At 48.2% G+C, this 21,319-nt stretch carries 18 protein-coding genes; 2 read left to right on the top strand and 16 right to left on the bottom strand.

The genetic code is table 11. The features are described 5' to 3' along the window. Positions 1–69: 69 nt before the first annotated feature. From NATSA_RS10900 to NATSA_RS10855, 10 genes are all read right to left on the bottom strand, one after another. A complete protein-coding gene (locus NATSA_RS10900) occupies positions 70–1,563 on the bottom strand; it encodes an asparagine--tRNA ligase (RefSeq protein ID WP_210512528.1) in 1,494 nt (497 codons plus the stop codon). Positions 1,564–1,593: 30 nt separating this feature from the next. Further along, the gene (locus NATSA_RS10895) at positions 1,594–2,847 is read right to left on the bottom strand and encodes a M16 family metallopeptidase (RefSeq protein WP_210512526.1); all 1,254 of its coding nucleotides are present in this window, start codon (positions 2,845–2,847) and stop codon (positions 1,594–1,596) included. Between the two features lie 184 nt (positions 2,848–3,031). Further along, positions 3,032–5,137 carry a polyribonucleotide nucleotidyltransferase gene (gene pnp / locus NATSA_RS10890; protein WP_210512524.1) on the bottom strand — a complete coding sequence of 702 codons (2,106 nt, stop codon included), beginning with the start codon at positions 5,135–5,137 and terminating at the stop codon, positions 3,032–3,034. Between the two features lie 156 nt (positions 5,138–5,293). Further along, the gene (gene rpsO, locus NATSA_RS10885; protein WP_210512522.1) at positions 5,294–5,563 is read right to left on the bottom strand and encodes a 30S ribosomal protein S15; all 270 of its coding nucleotides are present in this window, start codon (positions 5,561–5,563) and stop codon (positions 5,294–5,296) included. Positions 5,564–5,661: 98 nt separating this feature from the next. Continuing rightward, positions 5,662–6,597, bottom strand: a complete 936-nt coding sequence (locus tag NATSA_RS10880) for a bifunctional riboflavin kinase/FAD synthetase (protein WP_210512520.1) — start codon at positions 6,595–6,597, stop codon at positions 5,662–5,664. 93 nt (positions 6,598–6,690) lie between these two features. Beyond that, on the bottom strand, positions 6,691–7,419 hold the full coding sequence (gene truB / locus NATSA_RS10875) for a tRNA pseudouridine(55) synthase TruB (protein WP_210512518.1): 729 nt from the start codon (positions 7,417–7,419) through the stop codon (positions 6,691–6,693). Positions 7,420–7,446: 27 nt separating this feature from the next. Continuing rightward, a complete protein-coding gene (gene rbfA / locus NATSA_RS10870; protein ID WP_210512516.1) occupies positions 7,447–7,854 on the bottom strand; it encodes a 30S ribosome-binding factor RbfA in 408 nt (135 codons plus the stop codon). Further along, positions 7,854–10,796, bottom strand: a complete 2,943-nt coding sequence (gene infB, locus NATSA_RS10865) for a translation initiation factor IF-2 (RefSeq protein WP_210512514.1) — start codon at positions 10,794–10,796, stop codon at positions 7,854–7,856. Before infB ends, rbfA begins: the two co-directional genes overlap by 1 nt. A gap of 45 nt (positions 10,797–10,841) precedes the next feature. Further along, positions 10,842–12,098 carry a transcription termination factor NusA gene (gene nusA, locus NATSA_RS10860; protein ID WP_210512513.1) on the bottom strand — a complete coding sequence of 419 codons (1,257 nt, stop codon included), beginning with the start codon at positions 12,096–12,098 and terminating at the stop codon, positions 10,842–10,844. A 23-nt stretch (positions 12,099–12,121) separates the two neighbouring features. After that, entirely contained in the window at positions 12,122–12,586 is a 465-nt protein-coding gene (locus NATSA_RS10855; RefSeq protein WP_210512511.1) for a ribosome maturation factor RimP, read from the bottom strand. Positions 12,587–12,825: 239 nt separating this feature from the next. Here NATSA_RS10855 and NATSA_RS10850 point away from each other — a divergent pair, with 239 nt between their 5' ends. Continuing rightward, positions 12,826–13,320, top strand: a complete 495-nt coding sequence (locus NATSA_RS10850; protein WP_210512509.1) for a DUF192 domain-containing protein — start codon at positions 12,826–12,828, stop codon at positions 13,318–13,320. Between the two features lie 246 nt (positions 13,321–13,566). Here NATSA_RS10850 and coaE read toward each other — a convergent pair whose 3' ends face one another. The 4 genes from coaE to NATSA_RS10830 form a co-directional block, all read right to left on the bottom strand. Continuing rightward, the gene (coaE, locus tag NATSA_RS10845; protein ID WP_210512507.1) at positions 13,567–14,175 is read right to left on the bottom strand and encodes a dephospho-CoA kinase; all 609 of its coding nucleotides are present in this window, start codon (positions 14,173–14,175) and stop codon (positions 13,567–13,569) included. A gap of 49 nt (positions 14,176–14,224) precedes the next feature. Beyond that, positions 14,225–15,811, bottom strand: a complete 1,587-nt coding sequence (nadB, locus tag NATSA_RS10840; protein ID WP_210512505.1) for an L-aspartate oxidase — start codon at positions 15,809–15,811, stop codon at positions 14,225–14,227. Beyond that, a protein-coding gene (prfB, locus tag NATSA_RS10835) for a peptide chain release factor 2 (RefSeq protein ID WP_210512503.1) occupies positions 15,804–16,920 on the bottom strand; the annotation gives its coding sequence in 2 pieces (ribosomal slippage) (positions 15,804–16,844 and positions 16,846–16,920; 1,116 coding nt in all). Before prfB ends, nadB begins: the two co-directional genes overlap by 8 nt. 185 nt (positions 16,921–17,105) lie before the next feature. Further along, a complete protein-coding gene (locus tag NATSA_RS10830) occupies positions 17,106–17,351 on the bottom strand; it encodes a hypothetical protein (RefSeq protein ID WP_210512502.1) in 246 nt (81 codons plus the stop codon). 132 nt (positions 17,352–17,483) lie between these two features. Between NATSA_RS10830 and NATSA_RS10825 the strand changes: the two genes are divergently transcribed. Beyond that, on the top strand, positions 17,484–18,302 hold the full coding sequence (locus NATSA_RS10825) for an inositol monophosphatase family protein (protein ID WP_210512500.1): 819 nt from the start codon (positions 17,484–17,486) through the stop codon (positions 18,300–18,302). Here NATSA_RS10825 and NATSA_RS10820 read toward each other — a convergent pair. Both NATSA_RS10820 and rnz read right to left on the bottom strand, forming a co-directional pair. Next, on the bottom strand, positions 18,278–20,098 hold the full coding sequence (locus NATSA_RS10820) for an ABC transporter ATP-binding protein (RefSeq protein ID WP_246481810.1): 1,821 nt from the start codon (positions 20,096–20,098) through the stop codon (positions 18,278–18,280). The two genes, NATSA_RS10825 and NATSA_RS10820, sit on opposite strands and share 25 nt — an antisense overlap. Further along, the gene (rnz, locus tag NATSA_RS10815) at positions 20,079–21,305 is read right to left on the bottom strand and encodes a ribonuclease Z (protein WP_210512497.1); all 1,227 of its coding nucleotides are present in this window, start codon (positions 21,303–21,305) and stop codon (positions 20,079–20,081) included. The genes NATSA_RS10820 and rnz overlap by 20 nt, the downstream gene beginning before the upstream one ends. Positions 21,306–21,319: the final 14 nt, after the last annotated feature.

Below are 21,319 nucleotides of genomic sequence, written 5' to 3'. Positions count from 1 at the left end.
GCTGTATAAATTTATTTTGATCTGCAGATCCTGTTCCGGATGCCGTCAATGGCTTTATAGCAGTGTCGGCTACGGATACAAACGTCCCATCATTCTTGGAAACGGAATGGTTTCCCGTACGTGTTTCAGTCCGCACAGCCATGCAACGGTTCGTTCGAGTCCCAGTCCAAAGCCTGAATGCGGAACCGTACCGTATCGGCGAAGATCAAGATACCAGCGGAACTGTTCTTCCGGCAGATTGTGCTCCTGAAGACGCTTTTTCAGGATTTCAAGATCCTCCTCTCGCTGTCCTCCTCCAATGATTTCCCCGTACCCTTCCGGGGCAAGCATATCTACACCAAGTGCAATGTCTTCGTTTTCCGGATCTCTTTTCATGTAGAACGCCTTTACCTCGGCGGGATACCCGTAAACCATGACCGGCGTATCTTCATCCATGGTCAGCAGCGTTTCATCACTGCCGCCAAAATCTTCGCCCCATTTTTTTTTCAGAGCTGATTTCTTCCAGACCGGAATATTTCTCAGGTCTTCTTCAATCTGATCGATGCGGGCGTTTATTTCTCCTCTTCTCCGGTCAATCTGGAACTTTCTGCCCTTTTTTGCCTGGCCGAACTCGGTATCCAGTGATGAGAGTTCCTCTTTGAGTACCTCTGCTTCCTTTTTTCTGTCGGCCTCCATTTCGTCCAGTTTTTCCTGCATCTCCTTTGAATTCAATCGTTCAACGGCCTCAGTGTAACTGATACGAGGAAACGGAGCCTTAATCTTTTCAAGCCGTGCTATATCGCGGTCAAGGATTTCCAGTTCATCTCGGTTTTGTCTCAGCACTTCCGAGACAACAAAACTGACCATTTCTTCGGCCAGATCCATATTCATTGCAAGATCATAGTAGGCCATTTCGGGTTCGATCATCCAGAACTCGGTCAAATGCCGGCGTGTCTTGCTTTTTTCGGCACGAAATGTAGGACCGAACGTGTAAATTTTTCCATGCGCCATGGCCATGGCTTCCCCGTAAAGCTGCCCGGATTGTGTGAGATACGCTTTGCGGTCAAAATAATCCGTTTCAAACAGGTTTGTTGTACCTTCTGCTGCATTTCCCGTAAAAATGGGCGCATCCATCTGTATAAATCCCCTGTCCTGAAAAAAACGATGAAGACCATAAATAATGGTGTTCCTGACACGCATGGCGGCCCATTGCTTTCGGCTACGCAGCCACAGATGCCGGTGTTCCATCAAAAACTCCACACCATGCTCTTTTGGCGTGATAGGATAATCTTCAGCCTGAGAGACAAGGGACAGGTCACTGACATGAAGTTCATAACCTCCGATACTCCGGTCATCGGCATTTACCCTGCCGGTGATCTCTATGGCACTTTCCTGCTGGAGTGACATGGCCAGCTCCCAAACCTGATCCGGCACATCTTCTTTGGCCACAACGGTCTGACAAAGTCCGGTTCCGTCTCTGACTATAAGAAACACCAGCTTTTTGCTGGTACGAATATTGTAAACCCATCCCTTCAGCGTGACATTCTTTCCGGAATGTGCTGATATCTCATTGATATATACCATTTTGAATAATTTTAGAGCATGATTATCCGGTTATTCGACCTGATGTCCGTCCGGCTTCAGAATCGTCTCGGAGAATTCGTTTTCATCGAAAAAATCACCACAAAGATCGCGAATTTGTCCGGCATCTGCACGATCAATTTCAGCGACAAGTTCATCCAGGGTGATATAACGGTCATAAAACACCTCGCTCTTGGCAAGGCGGGTCATTCTGTTGCTCATGCTTTCCTGTGCAAGCAGCAGCTTTCCTTTCAGCTGTGATTTGGCCTCGTCGAGTTCTTTTGCGGAAATCGCTTCATTGCGCAGCTGTTTAAGCTCTTTCAAAATCAATTCACGCATGTGATCTATATAGTCACGATCAGTACCTGCATAAATGCCGAAAATTCCGCTGTCCCGGAAAGCTTCCATGAACGACTGAATGTGATAACAGTATCCGTATTTCTCCCTGATGTTCTGATGAAGCCGGGAGCTCATGCCGGCTCCCAGAACCGTATTAGCCAGCAGCAGTTTGTACCTGTCAGGATCAACCGCCGACATGGCCCGTCGTCCCAGCATGAAATGTGTCTGCTCGATTGGCTTGGTGAGTACGTTCTTGCTTGGCTCATAATCCGTAATCGGCTGATCGCCATTGTGTTTTCCATTTGATTCCAACGGCTGAAAATATTTGTTCACAAGATCCACTACCTTGTCATGCTCCGCATTTCCGGCAACAGCTATGATCACGTTTGAAGGATGGTATTGCTGATGCAAATAGGCAAAAAGGGAATCCCGGTTGAATCCGTTTACGGTCTGTTCGAATCCGATAATGGGCCGCCCAAGAGGATGAGGATGAAACAGTTGCCGGTGAAATTCTTCAAAAATGTAATCCTCCGGATTGTCACGGTACATTTTCATCTCTTCAAGCACCACCTTTTTTTCCTTTTCAATCTCCTCCTCAGGAAACCTGGGGTGCAGGACCATGTCCGTCAGCACGTCCAGGGCTGTATCCAGCTCGGTATCCAGACACCTGGCATAATAACAGGTCAGTTCCGGGGATGTAAATGCATTGAGGTAGCCGCCAACCGATTCCATACTCAGAGCAATATCATAGGCGGTGCGCTGTTCTGTGCCTTTGAACAGCATATGCTCAAGAAAGTGGGTGATGCCCGCCTGATCGTCTTTCTCGTGCCGGCTTCCGGTCTTGACCCAGATACCGACCGACAAGCTTCTGACAGTCTGAATGGTCTCGGTTACAATTCGCAATCCGTTCGGGAGTGTTGTTTTCTGTATACGATCTGCAGTACTCATATAGCGGAATTAAAAGCTGTTGGGTTGACGATAAAAGAGGTATTTGCTGTCCGGGAAGCCCATGCCGGGCCCGCTACCTGAAAAAAAAGCGTCGTCATTGAGGTGACGACGCTTTTTAATATACTGAATCAAGATACAGATACGGCATCAAAGCCCGTATCTGCATTACTGTCGCAACGACAGATTATTCCTGATCTTTTGGTATCAGCGCTTTGCGGGAAAGGCGAAGTTTGCCTCCGTCTTCCACCTTGAGCAGCTTTACTTCAACTTTGTCACCTTCTGAAAGGACGTCGGTCACTTTGTTGATACGCTTGTGATCAAGTTCCGAGATATGCAGCAGACCGTCACGGCCGGGCATAATCTCAACAAAAGCGCCGTATTCTTTGATTGAACGAACAGTGCCAAGGTATACCTCACCTTCCTCAAGGTCTCCGGTGATACCTTTGATCTTTTGTATCGCGGCATCAATCTTTTCCTTTTCATCTGCCGAAATGGTGATGACACCTTTGTTTCCGACTTCCTCAATCATTACCTCGGCGCCGGACTCACGTTGTATGGACTGTATTACCTTGCCGCCGGGGCCGATAATACCGCCGATCTGATCCGAGTCGACTTCTATTTTCACAAAGGAGGGTGCGTATTTGGAGACCTCAGGACGTGGCTGTGAAATGGATTCCGCCATTTTCTCCAGAATATGCATGCGTCCTTCGCGAGCCTGCTGCAGGGCTTCCACCATGACTTCATAGGAGATTCCTTTGACCTTGATATCCATCTGGCAGGCAGTGATGCCATCGGATGTTCCCGTAACCTTGAAGTCCATGTCGCCCATGTGATCTTCTTCGCCCTGAATATCGGACAGGACTACGTGTTTATTTTCATCAACGATCATACCCATGGCGATTCCGGCAACCGGTTTTTTGACCGGGACTCCGGCATCCATCAGTGACATGGAACCCGAACAGACGGTTGCCATTGAAGATGATCCGTTGGATTCCAGGACGTCAGATACCACACGGATGGTGTAATCAAATTCATCAGTAGACGGAACCATTTTCTTCAAGGCGCGCTCTGCCAGGTTGCCGTGACCAATCTCCCTGCGGGAAACACCGCGCATCATTTTTACCTCACCGGTACAAAAAGGCGGGAAATTGTAATCAAGCATGAACCGCTTGGCGTCACTGTAGAACAGCGTATCGATCATCTGCTCATCGCGTTTGGTTCCAAGTGTGACCGAAGCCAGTGCCTGTGTTTCACCGCGTGTAAAAATTGCGGAACCATGTGTACGGGGAAGGTAACCCACCTCGGTCCATATGGGTCTGATCTCTTCGGGCTTGCGGCCATCAATACGCTGGTTTTCCTCAAGAAGAACTTTCCTCATAGCCTCTTTCTGCATCACATGGCATACCTCAGAAATAAATTCTTCCTCTTCAGGATATTCTTCTGCAAATGCTTCTTTGGCTTCTGTGCGCACATCCTTGCAGGCAGCAGAGTATTCCTTTTTGGAGAGTTTGCTCCGGCTGATGTCCAGAAACTTGTTGCCTGCATGCTCGCGGACCTTCGCTTCGAGCTCCGTATTGACTTCGGGTTCGGGTTTTTCCCACTTTTCCTTGCCAAGCTCTTCGCGGACATCCAGCTGGAACTGGCACAGTTTTTTAATAGCATCGTGTGCATGCCTGATGGCCTCAACCATATCTTCTTCCGAGACCTCTTCCATTTCACCCTCAACCATTACTACACTCTCAAGGGTACCGCCCACAATCATTTCAAGATCAGCGGCTTTAAGTTCGGTAACGGTGGGATTGACCACAAACTCACCGTTAATACGCGCAATCCGGACTTGCGCCATAGGTCCTTCAAAAGGGATATCGGATATGGTCAGAGACAGGGATGCCGCTACGGCACCAATAACATCGCCGTCATTTTCTCCGTCAGAAGAGAAGACCTGGCAGATAACCTGCGTTTCATTCATGAATCCATCCGGAAAAAGCGGACGGATGGTACGGTCGATCAACCGTGCGGACAAAATTTCTTTTTCTGAAGGGCGGCCTTCGCGTTTGATAAATCCGCCGGGAAATTTTCCTCCGGCAGCATAGGTCTCCTTGAATTCTACGGTCAGCGGGAAAAAGGGCTGACCCGGTTTGGCTTCAGGTGCGGATGTTGCTGTAGCCATAACAACGGTATCTCCGATTCGGACAAACGAGCTTCCGTTGGCTTGTTTTGCGAGACGACCTGCGTCGATGGTCATCTCTTTTCCTGGTGCGTATTCAATCGTTTTAAAATCAGCTTTCATAGTGTTCTGTTCTTCTTTCGTCATTTGCGTATAAGCGATTACCGGGGGGAATTGCTCCCATTATGTGGAAACGCCCTGAAACCACCAGCCCGGTGAATTGCTGAATAAGGGTGTTTTATACAAGAAAGGCACGAGTAACCCGTGCCTTTTTGCGTGTTATTTCCGGATACCAAGTTCCTTGATCAACTTGCGATATCCTTCAATGTCTTTTTTCATCATGTAATTGAGAAGGCGGCGGCGCTTGCCGACCAGTCGCAGCAACCCAAGGCGGGTTGAATGGTCTTTCTTGTGAGATTTCAAGTGGTCGGTAAGCCTGTTGATACGCTCAGTAAAAAGTGCGATCTGTGCTTCAGGAGATCCTGTGTCATCTGAGGATTTACCGTATTTTTTGAAAACTTCCTTCTTTTCTTCTGCTGTAACGTTCATGTAAAGATTCTCCGCTTTAGATTATATCATGCTAAAGTAGATGATTGGTTTTAATTAGCATCCTAAATTAACTGTTTTCATATCTATTTGCAAACTGGCTAACCTCCTGCCAGTTTTCTGCAAGTGTCACGGTCTTTGATAAGCTGCTGCACCAAAGCTTCCCCGTCACTGAATTTTTTTTCACCCCGTATCCTCCTTAAAAACCGGATGCGTAAATTGCTGCCGTAAATCGTTCCGCTGAAATCAAACAGAAACACTTCGGGGACGATCCGCTCCTGCCCCCCGAATGTCGGACGAATTCCGATATTCATCATTCCATTGTATACCTGACGGTCCAGTTCAGCCTCAACACAATAAACACCTTTTGCAGGTATTACTTTGTTCTTGTTTTCCGGTTCAATATTTGCTGTCGGAAACCCGATGGTCCGGCCGCGCTGATCCCCTTTTACTACGGTACCAGCCATCTCATACGGTCTGCCCAGCATTTCAGCAGCCATTTCCACATTGCCCTCTTCTTCCAGCAATTTGCGTATTACCGAACTGCTGACCGTTGTGTGTCTGACTTCATGGGCTTCTTCGACATAAACGGAAAACCCTAGTTCTTCGGATAATCCCTTCAGTGTCTGAATGGATCCTTCGCGGTCACGCCCGAAATGGTGGTCATATCCAATTACGAACGTATGCACTCCTATCCGCTTGTGAATGTAATCCCTGATGAACTGTTCTGATGACAGCATGGAAAAATCGCGGTTGAACGGAATGACTATCATCTGGTCAATTCCGTATTGATTCATAATTGCCGCTCTTTCCTGCAAATTGGTGAGCAGGCGGATACCCTCCCGTGCCGGGGTTATGACATCCCTTGGATGGGGATCAAACGTCACTACAACAGCCGGAGCAGAAACGGCCCTGGCACGATCAATTACGTTTTTCAGCAGGGCCTGGTGTCCAAGATGTACGCCGTCAAAAGTCCCGACAGTCAGGACATTGGCAGGGTTTCGTTTGCAGTTTTCTATAAAAACCGGTTCAGCCATTTTGAATATTTTCGTAAACCTGATTAACGGTTATACCCTTTATGATTACAGCCGGTCCGGCGGCATGATTCCTTTTGCAACTGTTCCGGGCATTCATTCTGATAAAGATCGTATCTGGTCAATGGTCATCGCATCATCAACATTGAACTGCCCGATTTGAGTTCGTCTCAGCTTGGACAAGTGGGCCAGTGTGTCCAGCTCAAGGCCCAGATCGTAAGCCAGCTTGCGGATATAGGTCCCCTTGCTGCACAGTACCTCCAGCTCAAGTTTCATACCTTCAAACCTGAGAATACGTGTCTCAAATATCTCAATGTCTCTGGGCTCCCTCTCTACAACCTTTCCCTTTCGTGCATATGTATATAGTCGTTTTCCGTCTTTCCACAGTGCTGAATACATGGGAGGAATCTGTGTTATCTTTCCCTGAAACCGGTTTTCAAGGACATGCCGGATTTTTTCTTCATCAAGATGACCGGCCGGAGCATGACCGTCAGGCTCTGTGGCAGCGTCATGGCTGGGAGTAGACATGCCGAAAACTACCGAAGCTTTATAGCGTTTGGCATAATCCTGAAAAATGGAAATGGATTTAGTGGCTTTTCCGGTGCATAGTATCAGCAAACCGGTCGCAAGAGGATCCAGGGTGCCGGCATGTCCGATTTTGCGGGTTCGGATGCGGTTCCGCAGGAACTTGACTACGTCAAAACTGCTCCATCCGGAAGGCTTGTCTGCGAGAAATACGGCACCGTCATCCAGATTATCATCGGGATCAGGAAGGCGGCGGTGATTGTAAACCGGGAACACTGGTAAACCAGAATCAGATGTCATGCGTCTGTCCGAATCGGTTGTCAATGTTTAGCTACTCCCCTTGTCTTCAGAGCCTGAATCCTCTGAACCCTGATCCCGGTCACCGGCATCTTTGTTTTCGTCATGAATTTTTCGGAACAGAGCATCAATTTTTTCCACATACTCCGCAGTATCATCGAGATGGAAGTGAATTTCCGGTATTCTGCGAACCTGGTGACGAATTCTTGATGCCAGTTTTTTCCGGATTTCCGGTGTTTTTTCTCTTATGAACTCAAAAATCTCAGTGTTGTTATCCTGGTTCGAAAAAATACTGAGATAGACATGAGCCTGCATAAGATCCGGGGAAACTCGCACCGTAGTGACCGTCAGCATGGCATCATGCTGATATTCCATTTGTAGTATCCCGCCGATATCCGACTTCAGAAGTGCCGCTACCCGCTCGGTTCTGATACTCATCAGCTGGTTTCCTGCTTGAGTTTGCGTTTCGTTTCAGTGACTTCGTACCCCTCGATGACATCTCCGACTTTGATATCATTGTAATTCTTGATACCCAAGCCGCACTCATAGCCGCTTGTTACTTCGCGTACGTCATCCTTGAAGCGTTTCAGAGAGGCAAGCTCACCTTCATAGATTACAATACCGTCACGTATCAGACGGATTTTCGTATTTCTGGAAATCTTTCCATCAGTAACTTTGCAGCCGGCAACAGTTCCCACTTTCGGAACCTTGAATATGTCAAGGACTTCGAGTGTAGCCACAGTCTTCTCGTTGACTTCCGGCGAAAGCATACCTTCAAGTGCATCACGAACGGCATCGACAGCATCGTAAATGACACTGAACAGTCGAATGTCGATTTCCTCGTTTTCGGCAAGCTTCCGGGCATTGGCCGATGGCCTGACCTGGAAGCCGATTATAATCGCATCGGATGCGGAGGCCAGAAGTACGTCTGATTCTGTTATGGCGCCCACACCGGTATGAATGATGTTGACCTTTACCTCTTCGTCAGACAGTTTTTGCAGTGCTCCTGCCAAAGCCTCGATGGAACCGTCAACATCACCCTTGATGATGATATTGAGTTCGGCGACCTCTCCAAGTGCAAGTCTTCTGGAAATGTCATCAAGTGTGACGTGTTTGACTTTGCGAAGTGACTGTTCGCGTTTGATCTGCTGCCGTTGCTGGGCGATCTCTTTTGCAGTGCGTTCATCCTGAACCGTCACAATTTTGTCGCCCGCCTGGGGAAGTCCGTCAAATCCGGTCAGCTGTGCCGGTTGCGCAGGTCCGACGGAGTCAATACGCTCACCAAACTCATTCTCCAGAGCTCTTACGCGTCCGGAATATGAGCCTGCTACAAACGGATCTCCGACACGCAATGTTCCTTTTTGTATAAGGATGTTTGACACAACACCTTTTCCGCGGTCAACCTTGGATTCGAGAATAATCCCTGATGCCTTCCGGTTCGGATTGGCTTTCAATTCCATCAATTCGGCTTCAATAAGCACCTTGTCCAGCAGTTCATCTATACCGGCACCGGTATGTGCTGAAACCTCGGCAATCTGCACGCTTCCGCCCCATTCCTCGACGATCACGTTGTGATCGGCAAGCTGCTGCTTGATACGGTCGGGGTTAGATCCCTCTTTGTCCATTTTGTTGATGGCAACGACCATGGGGACACCACCTGCCTGAGCATGGTTGATGGCCTCGATTGTCTGCGGCATAACTGCATCATCTGCCGCAACAACAAGGATCACCATATCGGTCACCTGGGCACCTCTGGCACGCATGGCTGTGAATGCCTCGTGGCCTGGTGTGTCAAGGAAAGTAATATTCCGCTTGTCAGGCAGTCTGACTTCGTAGGCACCAATATGCTGCGTTATTCCGCCTGCTTCACCGGCAGTTACCTTGGCCTCCCTGATAAAATCAAGCAGTGATGTTTTTCCGTGATCTACGTGCCCCATTACGGTGACAACCGGGGATCTCGGCTCCAGATCTGCCGGGTCGTCATCATCATCTTCTTCAATATCATCCGTCAGTTCTTCGGCGTCAACGAAGACCACTTCTCTGTCATACTGCTCGGCAAGCAGTTCAATGGTACTGGCCTCAAGCCGCTGATTGATCGAAACAACCATGCCCAGATTCATGCAGTGCATGATGATTTCATTAGGCGATACATCCAGAAGATCTGCCAGATCACTTACGGTTATAAACTCGGTGACTTCAAGTATCTTTTGTTCCTGTTCCGACTTTTCCGTCTCAAGGATTTCACGCTCGGCGGCCATCTCCTCACGCTTTTGTTTTCTTCTCTTCTGACGTTTTCTGCCGACAGAACCGCCGGTGTTCAGCATGGCCATGGTCTCTTTGAGCTTGGATTCAACATCCGAGTCATCAACCTTCGGTGCCTTCCGCGCTTTTATCCGTTTTTTCTTCTTCTTGGACTTCGGAGCTTCCTCTGTAACATCGGCTGCCGGACTGTCTCCCTTCACCCGCTTTGCGGCAATTTTTTTCTTTTTGGGCTTTTCCTTTTCATCCGCTTCAACCGCATCAGCCTGCTTCGTCTCTTCTTTCTTGGCCTTTTTACCCTTTTTCTTCTTTTTCTTTTTGCCTTCTTCGGCAGGGTCAGCAATCTGGATTTTTCCAAGAACTCTTGTCCCGGCAAGCTTTTCCTTCCGCCCGCGGATTATTTCATGCGGTTCCTGTTCCTCTTCTTCATCATCACCTTCAACAATATCCAGCTCGTCATCCGCTTCGGGCAACTGTATCGCTTCTTTTCCGGCAGGTTCGACCTCTTCTTCCGGCTCATCGTCTGTCTCGACCTCTTCTTCCGGTTCGAAATCCTGATCTGATCCGGCTTCCGCAGTCTCTTCATCTTCTGCCACTTCCTGCTTTTCTGCAGGTTCGGTTTCAGAAACTTCCGGTGCCTCTTTTCCTGCATCTGACCCGGCAGTATCATCTTCTCTCTGCTCATCCCTTGCAGGTACCGGTACGTCTTCTTCCTCCTGTGTTTCTGAATCGGATGGTTTCAGCTGGTCTTCACTGCTCTCAGCATCATCGGCGGGCTTGAGAGGCAGATCCTCGTCCTTTTCAGTCTTCTCATCGGCAGGCTCCAGATCATCCAGCGGTTCCAGAAAACTGTCAATGGTAACAGATTCATTTCTGCTTGTCCGAAAGGTACTTCTGCGTTCTTCGTATTCCTCTCTTGCCCTGACATGATCCCTGCTCTTTGCTTTATCTTCCCCGTAAACCGACTCCAAAGCTGAGTACATTTCAGGTGTGATTTTGGCATTGGGTTTGTTTTCTATAGGAAACCCATTGTCATTCAGTGAATCCACGATAGATTGTGTGGAAACATTGAATTCCGATGCCACCTTGAATAAGCGTTTCGGTTTACCAGCTGCTGTCATATAGATCTATTATTCTGTTGTATTGTCTTCGCTAATTGGCTTTCGTCAGGCCTCGTCTTCTTCGAACTCTTCTTCTATGGTACGGATGATGTGTTTGGCATCCTTCAGTTCAAGTTTGCCTTCCGTTCGCCGCTGCAACTCTTCAGGGCTGAGATCGAGGACGGCACGCGCTGTATCGCATCCGATATCAAAGAGCATCTGCACGATTTCGTCTCCGAAGTCATCGGCAAACTCGAAAATGTCAATGTCATCCTCATCTTCCACTTCTCTGTATACATCAATCTCAAACCCGGTAAGCTGCGTTGCCAGCCTGATATTGACACCGCCCTTGCCTATAGCCTTGGAAACCTGGTCGGCGGGGACAACAACTTTTGCCCGCTTTTTACCCTTGTCAATCTCAACTGACTGGACATGAGCGGGCTGCAGTGCCCGTTTTATAAATTCGTGATCATCTTCGGTGAAGTTGATCACATCAATATTCTCGTTGCAAAGCTCCCTGACAATGGAGTGAATGCGGATACCCTTCATTCCGACGCAGGCACCTACGGGATCCACCCTCTCATCATGGGAAACAACGGCCACCTTCGACCGGTCACCCGGTTCACGAACCGTTTTGATTATTTCTATCACCCCGTCAAATACCTCGGGGATTTCATTCTCAAACAGGCGTTCAAGAAAAAGCGGTGACGTTCGGGATATGATTACCGCCGGATTCCCTTCCTGCCGCTTCACCTCAACAACCACAGCGCGGATGGTATCCCCCTTTCGGTATCTGTCCTTGTAAATCTGATGCCCCTTGGGCAGAATCAGTTCAACACCGTTATGATTTACCAGGATGTCCCGGTTCCGGACCTGGTAAACATCCCCCAGAACGATTTCGCCGATACGATCGCTGTAATCTTCGAAAATGTTGTCCTTCTCTATTTCACGTATGCGCTGGGCAAGTGTCTGCCTGGCCATCATCACTGCACGGCGACCAAAATCTTCGATTCTGATCTCCTGGGCAAATTCATCATACAACTCCAGGTCGGGATCCAGCTTTTTGGCTTCGGTAATGCCGATTTCGTTGACCGGGTCATTGAGCTCCTCATCCGGGACCACTTCACGGATATGCATAATCTGAATTTCACCGCGGTCGGGATTCAGAATAACGGAAAACGCATCATCCGATTCGTACTTTTTCTTGATCATGGACCGAAATACGTCTTCCAGAATCGACAGAAGCAGATCCCTGTCAATTCCCTTGTCTTTTGCAATTTCGGCAAAAGACTGAATAATCTGTTTTGAAATATCCGTTTGCATGTAACTGTGTTTCGAGCCTGCCGTTATTGTTTGTTAAAAACTGGTTGTATCATGGTTTCTACGATGTTCTCAAACGGGATGCTGATCTGCTGCTTGCTGTCTTTTTGCAGCACGATGCTGTCCCCGTCAGCACTGACAAGTTTTCCTTCTTCCTGAACGTTTTCGCCACTTTTTTCATAGATTACAGTTGCTTTACGTCCCAGGTTGTTAACATATTGCCTGATATCCTTCAGTGGCCGATCGAGTCCCGGCGAAGAGACATTCAGCGTATACTTTTTACCACGCCAGCCGGCTGCATCAAGTAAAAACTCAAGTTCACGACTCACCTCCGCACAGGCGTCCAGCGATACATTGCCATGCTCAGATTCGACAAAAATCCAGACGATACGATTTCCCTGAGAACCTTTCAGTTCAATATCAACAAGAAACAGGTCGAAATTCTGCAGAACCTGTTCTGTCAATGACTTTATTTCATTATGTTCTTCCATCAGGGACTCCGTTTTACCTGTTTCCTGATACAAAAAAAGTGAGCCCGCCAAGAGCTCACTTACAAGAAGGAAATATACGGCAAAATTTAACAATAGCCAAAAACGAACCCCTTCAATAACACTTTCTGAACGGTTCCGTCAACATTGACAACTGTAATTTTGTTAATGATTGGGTATTTTATCCGGCAACACATTAACCGAAGATAAAAGACTACCCTGCACCCCGATTTATTACGATTATGAAGATATTCCGATGTTCTGCATTGTTGATATTACTGCCGTTTCTCATTTCCTGCGGGAATGATGATTCACCCGAAAGAATCCGAGATACCGAAAGCAACGGCAGGACCATCGATCCGACACACACCGTCGAAATTCTTACGGAAGACCGCCAGGAGACCGTGGCTGAGGTCAATGTCGCTCTTGCCCAGACCGAAAATGAGCGTAACAGAGGTCTGATGGAGGTTCAGGAGATGGACTTTGACACCGGAATGTACTTCATTTTTGAAGACGAAAGAGAGCGAAGTTTCTGGATGGTCAATACGCCTCTGTCCCTTGATATTATTTATATGGACAGCAATGACCGGATTGTGCGCATCCACACCAACACCACACCGTATTCAGACCGGCAGATTCCATCTGAATCACCGGCCCAGTATGTTCTGGAGGTTAATGCCGGATTTGTGAGGGAGTATGATATCCGGGAAGGCATGCATGTTGTTCTGAATCAGTGACGCAGGAATAAACCGGCTCCGCTGCTCTGCCATGCCATTGTCACTTCCGGCATCAGGAATAAGACGCCGGATGAAGTCGGCGTTTGCCGTTCAAGAAGCGGTTATCATCATACGTTAGTATGAATTCACCGTTGTTCTGATCCAGTGTGCCAGTTTGAATGAGCTTGCCCCCCCGATGCCCGTGGTGCAGACCGGCATTGTACGTGAGCCGGTTTTGAGATTGAATGATAAATTCTTGCAGGATGATCAGGTCTGACCGGCTGCAACCGCTTCGAGCTCTTTATATACTTCTTCAGCCTTCCGTTTCAGCTGCTTTTCATCACCATCATTGTGGATAACGAGATTTGCCCGGTCGGAAAGCGCATCAAAATCAGGCTGCTTATCCATCCGGTGGCGTACCGCCTCTTCACTTGATTTGTCCCTTTTGACAACCCGCCGGATACGCTCTTCAGGCTCACTGGCAACCATGATGATCACATCACACATTTCGGCAGTTGGAGAATCAAGTAAGAGTGCCGACTCATGAGCGAATAATCCGAAGCCCTCACGTTCCGCCTGCTCCTTAAGCATGGTGAGCTCATTGACCACAACGGGATGAACAAGAGTGTTCAGTTCTGAAATGCGGCCTTTTCCGAACGCTTCAGCAGCAAGAAACTCCCGGTTGAGCGATCCGTCTTCGTTATAGGCCTGCTCGCCGAAAATGCGAATAATTTCGCTTTTCAGATCGGCATTTTCAAGCATCAGTTTTTGAGCAAGGTCATCGGAATATACAACTCGTGCTCCCATTTTCTCCCATTCCTTAAGGAACAGGCTTTTTCCGCTCCCGATACCTCCTGTTACTCCGATGTGCAGCATGACAAAAGCAGTTTTTGTTTTGTGTTAGCCAGGAAAAGGTCTTACAGATTCAAATTACGGTGTTCTTTCTGAATCTTTCAACGGGTTTCGGATAATCTGTGGTATAATGCAGTCCCCTGCTCTCTTTGCGGGAAAGTGCTGAGGAAATTATGACATATGAATTAGCTATAAGATTTCTAAGCTCACACAGGGGAACACTAACGCGGGTACGCTGGTAGAAATCCTCCGTCTCCTCGTAGAGAAGTCTGGTCCGCCGGAAAGCGCGTTTCAGGCGCAGGTCACTTCGTACAATTCCCACATAATTCCACATCACATTCTGGAGCTCATTCCTGTTGTGATAAATCAGAACAGCCTCTTCGGCATTCACGGTGCCGCTTTCGTCCCACTCCGGAACTGGCGTGTGTTCATTTATCTCCAGCACATATTTCGCGGCATCTTCAGCAGCCCTTTTTGATAAAACGATTGCCTCCAGCAAGCTGTTTGATGCGAGCCGGTTGGCACCATGCAGCCCGGTGCATGAGGCCTCCCCGGTACAATACAATCCATGAATGGATGTTCTGCCATTTTGATCAGTCATGACTCCTCCGCAAAGGTAATGAGCAGCCGGTACAACAGGAATCCACTGTTCGGAAATATCAACACCATGCCTCAGACAAGTAGCCGAAATGTGCGGAAAATTACGGTCAAGAGTCTCCTTGTCAATATGAGTCACATCAAGATAAACACTCTCATCACCGGTCTTTTTTAAATGATCATCAATCGCACGGGCAACAATATCTCTCGGTGCAAGCTCGGCGCGTTCATCGTAATCGGACATAAAGGCACGCCCGTCGCGTGATCGCAGAATTCCGCCCTTGCCACGCACCGCCTCCGAAATCAAAAACGACCCGGCTCCCGGAACATTCAATGTGGTCGGATGAAACTGCATGAATTCCATATTGCCGATTCTGGCTTTGGCGCGATATGCCATTGCAATACCGTCACCGGTGGCAATCGACGGATTGGTACTGTGCAAATAGGCCTCACCTACACCACCGGTTGCAATAAGTGTAGACTTTGCCAGAATCGTTTCCACCTTACCCGTTTGTGTGTTGAGTACATAAGAGCCGAAACAGTGGATATCATTGTCATGTCTGGTGACTTTTTTCCCAAGATGATGTTCGGTAATCAGTTCAAGGGCGAAATGGTGCTCATACATACTGATATTCGGGTGCTTCTCAACAGCTGAGAGCAGTGCCTGTTCAATTTCTTTTCCGGTACGGTCAGCAGCATGGACGATTCTGTTGCGGGAGTGTCCGCCTTCACGGCCCAGATCCAGCTCTCCGTCTTTCGATGTGAACTGCGCCCCCCATTCCAGAAGCTCGCGAACCACATCAGGCCCCTGCCTGACAACAATCTCCACAATTTCCGGGTCACACAGACCGGCACCTGCTGTCAGAGTATCCTGAATGTGTGACTCAAAAGTGTCGTTTTTATCAATAACACTTGCCAGTCCGCCCTGGGCATAATTCGTATTGGATTCGGCCGACTCTTTTTTTGTAATAATGGCTACGCTTCCGAACTTTGCCACACGCAAGGCATACGACAAGCCCGCACCGCCACTGCCAAGAACAAGAAAATCAAATCTATCAGGCATTGGACATCAGGTAGGCTTTAATAAACGGGTCAATATCTCCATCCATCACAGACTCCACATTGGATGTTTCATGTCCTGTGCGATGATCTTTGACCATGTTGTACGGATGGAAGACATAGGAGCGAATCTGGGAGCCCCACTCATTTTTCATTTTACTGCTTTCGATTTTGTCCTTTTCCTCCTCCTTGATCTTTTTTTCAAGATCATAAACTCTTGACTTGAGCATCACCATGGCTTTTTCGCGATTCTGAAGCTGCGAACGCTCCTGCTGACATTCAGCCACTACGCGCTCCTCTTTTCCATTTGACAGTGTTCCGGTCCATATCAGGCGGACACCTGTTTCAACCTTGTTGACATTCTGGCCGCCTTTGCCGCCGGCATGAAACCGCTGCATTTCGATATCATCCTGATTCAGATCGACTTCAATTTCATCGTCTACAAGGGGTGTGACAAATACCGAGCAAAACGAGGTATGCCGGCGGGCGTTGCTGTCAAACGGAGATATCCGGACCAGCCGGTGCACACCGTTTTCAGCTTTCAGATATCCGTATGCAAAACTTCCCTTTACCTCTATTGTTGCACTTTTGATACCAGCTACATCGCCCGGCTGATATTCAAGAACGGTTGCATCAAAATCATTGTCATCTGCCCATCGTACATACATGCGGTACAGCATTTCCGCCCAGTCCTGGCTTTCGGTTCCGCCGGCACCCGGATTGATAGTCAGCAATGCATCCCTGCGGTCATCTGCCTCATCAAGCATGTTTTTGAATTCAAGGTCTTCGACCTGTTCTTTCAGGCTGGTTATTTCGGAGTTCAGATCATCGGTCACGTCATCTCCTTCCGCCAGAATCTCCTGAAAAAGCAGAATATTCTGCCTCTTTTCATCAATTTCATCCCATTGCTGCACCCATGATTTTTCATGATTCAGATCCTGCATCAGCTTTTGGGCCTGATCGGCATCGTCCCAGAATCCTGGTTGCTGAGCCTTGTATTCCAGTTCACCTATCCTTTCTTTGCGTCCGTCATAGTCAAAGATACCTCCTCAGCGCATCTACGCGCTGCAGCAATTCGTTTATCTGGTCTGATGTATAATTCAGCTCTGCCATGTCAACTCCTATGGATCGTTTGGATGCGTGTTGCAGCATCCGGGTTATTTAAATATAAAAATCGATTGCATCCCAAAAAAAACGGTTACCCCGCAGGAGCAACCGCTTATAATGAAAGATAAAAGTATTTGTCCTGTAATAAAAGGAAGCCGGGAAATATCAACCCGGTTCCTTTGCAGGGAACGTCACCTTCTGGAAAAAATTTTTGCTATGATGACGCCTGCCACAAGGCCGCCGAGAAATGAGTAGGCCAGTCCTTCTTCCGGATGTGAACGCACATATTTCCTTGCGGACCGGTACTCCTGCCGCAACTCATTTTCAAGCCGGTCTTTTTCTTCATTCAGCTTTTCAATAATATCCTTGTATGTACTGTCAAATTTTTTTGACAAATCATCAAACTTAACTTGTTCATTGCCCTTATCTTCTTCCATATTGTTACCCGGTTGATTTATGGTTTCAAATTTTTCTGACTCTGAAATATATAAATTTTCCTTTTACAGGAAACAGGCGAGTTTGTTCGAAATGGAGCTGCTTGAAGCAAATGTTGATAAACGGATTGACCGATGATGTCTGAAAAGGAGTTTAATTTACGGTTCAAGTGGCTGTACCCGCATCTTGAGGAGGCCGGACGCAAGCTCAGGTTGTATCGTCACAACAAAAACTTTGAAACACGGTATAAGAAGGACGGTTCAAAAGTCACGAGTGTGGATGAGGAGATGAGTGAATACTGGCTGGAGCTGCTCAACCGGGCTTTCCCGGGCGAAACCGTTGTAAGTGAAGAAGATGAATCTTCTCATTCCTACCATTCAAAAAGCAGGCTGGTCTGGTATATCGATCCCATTGACGGAACCAGCAAGTTCGTTGACGGCTCACCGAACTATTTTGTGCTTATAAGCCTGTGCGTTGAGGGCGAAGCGCGATTCGGCATGCTTTATCAGCCCGAGCGCAATTGCATCCTTTACGGAAACCCATATGTTCGCACAAGACTTTACACATCACTGCATGAGTATCGTGAAATTCATCACACAATAAGCTGGCGCCATCAAATGCCGCTTGTTGTCAAAGGAGCCGAACCCGCATTGAGAAACAGGCTGGAAGAGCTTACCCACCTGCCGGTCAAGCGTACATCTGCAGCAGCTCACAATATCATAGGACCGCTGAACGGGCCGAATACCGGGTTTTTAAGTTTCCGTAAAACTGCATACTGGGATTTGGCGGCACCTGCAGCCATCATGGAGGCGGCCGGATTTCAGACCAGGATATTCTCTAATGGTGAGCCTGCATCCTACCATGACGGCAACATATTCTGTGACCGTTTTTATTGTCTTCCGCCAGATACGCCGTCCGACATCATCGACTACGTCAACGGGTTGACTTTTTGATCGCGGTATTGCAGTTCATACAGCCTGCGGTATATGCCATCGGTCTTTGCCAGCAGCTGCTCATGGGTGCCTGTTTCCCGTATCCGGCCTTTATGCATTACCAGTATGTTATCGGCATGCTGTATGGTTGAAAGACGATGCGCAATGACCAGGGTTGTTCTGCCTTCCATTATGGAGTCCAGTGCCCGCGATACCAGATACTCAGTTTCGGAGTCTACATTTGAGGTAGCTTCGTCCAGAACAAGCACTTTGGGATCAAATACAATTGCCCGGACAAAGCAGATCAGCTGGCGTTGTCCCATTGACAGTGACGCACCCCGCTCCGCTATGCGGTGCATGTACCCGCCGGGCAGTTTCCGGATAAAACGGTCTGCCTGAACCGCCTGCGATGCCTGCATTACCTGCTCTCTCGTAATATCATTATTTCCGAGTGTGATATTATCCATAATTGTGCCTTCAAAAAGCAGGTTATCCTGAAGGACCAGACCGAAGTAGGACCGGAGACAGGACTGGCTCATTTGTCGAATGTCAACGCCATCAATGGTTATCCTGCCGGCTGAGACATCATAAAAACGCATCAGCAAATTGATGATTGTCGTTTTTCCGGCACCCGTGGCACCAACAATTGCAACGACCTCACCGGGCCGAACCTCAAAAGAGGCGTTCTTGAGAACATCCCCTTCCGTTTCGTTTTCATTGTACCGGAATGATACATCCTCAAAGCGGATGTGTCCGTCCTGCTTTGCCGGTGTAACGGGGTGTTCCGCATCGGTGATTTCATTTTCAGTATCCAGTACACCAAAAATACGCTCGGAGGAAGCCAGTGCGCTCTGCAGGGTATTAAACTTCTCAGAAAGGTCACGGATAGGCACAAAAAACTGACGGACATACTGAATAAATGCCAGCAGCACACCAAACGTCACCTGGCCGGAAAGGGCCTGTGCTCCTCCATACCAAATGACAAGTGCCATCGCCAGTGAAGCGATAACCTCAACAGCAGGCCAGAAAAGCGCAAAATAGAAGATAGTACGGATATGTGCATCGGTGTGGTCCTTGTTTATAGATGCAAATTTTTCTGCTTCTTTTTCCCCCCTTCCGAACAGCTGCACAATATTCATTCCGTTGATGTGCTCCTGGATGAATGAGTGCAGGCGCGCGATCTGATCCCGGACATTGAGAAATGCGACTCTGACTTTGGCTTTGAACCAGAATGTGGCATACACGAGGACCGGAAGAACACTAAGACTTACGATGGAGAGCTCCCAGCTCATGCTGAGCATGAAACCTATGATGAATACGATCCGAAAGAGGTCTCCGATAATATTGACGACACCGGTTGAAAGAAGATCGTTGAGCGCTTCAATGTCGCTGGTGGTTCTGGTAATCAGCCGCCCAATCGGATTTTTGTCGAAAAACTGGACATGCAGATTCTGAATCTTTTCAAAAACGGCATTTCGCAGCCTGAAGAGCGCTCCCTGACCGACCCACCGCATCAGATAGGTGTTTCCGATCAATATGATCGTCTCCAGCATCAGCACACCGAGATACAGAAGCATCAGCCGGGCCAGTCCGCCGGCATCCCGGTCGGCAATATAATCATCAACTGCTATCTGGGTCAGATATGGCCGTAACGGCCCCAGAAAGGCAACTGAAAGTGTCAGTACAAGCGCCAGGACCATGAACCACTTGTACGGTGCCAAAAAGTAGTAAAGCCGTCGTATCAGATAGCTGTCGACGGCTTTACCTTGTGCTGATTTATTATTTCCGGAACGCTTGTCAGAAGCGGTCGAAGTCATCAAACGGAGTTCGAGGTGTTATGGGTAAAGGCTTGCCCGGGCGGTGCGGACTTGATTTGGACTGGTCTTCTTCGGGACGCTGCTTGTAAGGTTTTTTATAACGTCCGCGTCTGGACTGATCCGAATCGCTTTTGTAGTAACGCGCGTTCGCCGGTTTCCGTTTGAATCTCCTTTTCTTAAAGCTGCCTTTCCGCTTTGCTTCGGGTTTGAATGTCTTTCTGGATTTCTGAGCACGTTTATCTTTCAGGTCAATGATTTCAACACGCGGGCTGATGATATCCTTTTCCTGTGCCGGATTTGTAAAGATCGGACGAAGCTCATAAGCAAGCCATGTTTTTTCAAATACGCCCCTTGCTTCCTTAAGCAAAAGGAACTGGTTTGAGTACCTGGCCGAGAAGTGACCGATAACCAGTCGTTCCACTTTTGCAGTTTTGGCAACGATGGCGGCATCCTGGGCACTGGAGTGACCTGTATCTTCTGCTTTTTCCTTTAGCGGCTCGCCAAAGGTGGCTTCGTGGTACAGGATGGTAGCGTTCTCTGCCAGGCGGATGGCATTTTCACAAAACTCGGTGTCAGTTACATAAACAAAGCTCTGCCCCGGTCTGGGATCACCTACAATATCAGCTGAGTGAACGACGGTGCCATCTTCAAGTGTGACATCTTCTCCGTTTTTCAGCGCCTTAAACTGGGCATCCTCGGAAATACCGGCTGTTTCAGCTTTTTCTGCATCAACCTTGCCCGGTTTGTCCTTTTCCTGGAAACGGTAGCCAATACAGAGTTTGGTATGTTTCAGCGGCCGCGCTTCGACATAGTACTCTTCATCCTCGAGTACGACCTCATGCTCGAATCCGTCTTTCAGCTCTTTGTATTTTATGTCAAACTCAAGCTCGACTTCCGTTGTCTTGAAAACAGTATCAACCATTTTCTTCAGTCCCTGAGGACCCACAATGTGCAGCGTTTTGTCTCTTCTCTGGAGCTGGAGTGTACTCAAAAGTCCGAACAAGCCGAATATATGGTCTCCGTCGAGATGAGAAATAAAAATGGTGTCTACTTTGGAACGTTTGATTCCTGCCTGCAGCAATCTCATCTGAGCATTTTCTCCACAATCAAACAAGAAGACCGAGCCTTCTCTCCATAGCGCTACTGAAGGCAGATGCCTGACAGCTGTAGGCGTCGCAGATGACACACCAAGTGGAATTACTATCATGGTTTCCTCTCCAT

The sequence above is a fragment of the Natronogracilivirga saccharolytica genome (genome assembly GCF_017921895.1).
GTDB lineage: Bacteria > Bacteroidota > Rhodothermia > Balneolales > Natronogracilivirgulaceae > Natronogracilivirga > Natronogracilivirga saccharolytica.
Note: the sequence above shows the minus strand (reverse complement) of the source record. Positions and strands in the feature narration are given on the sequence as shown.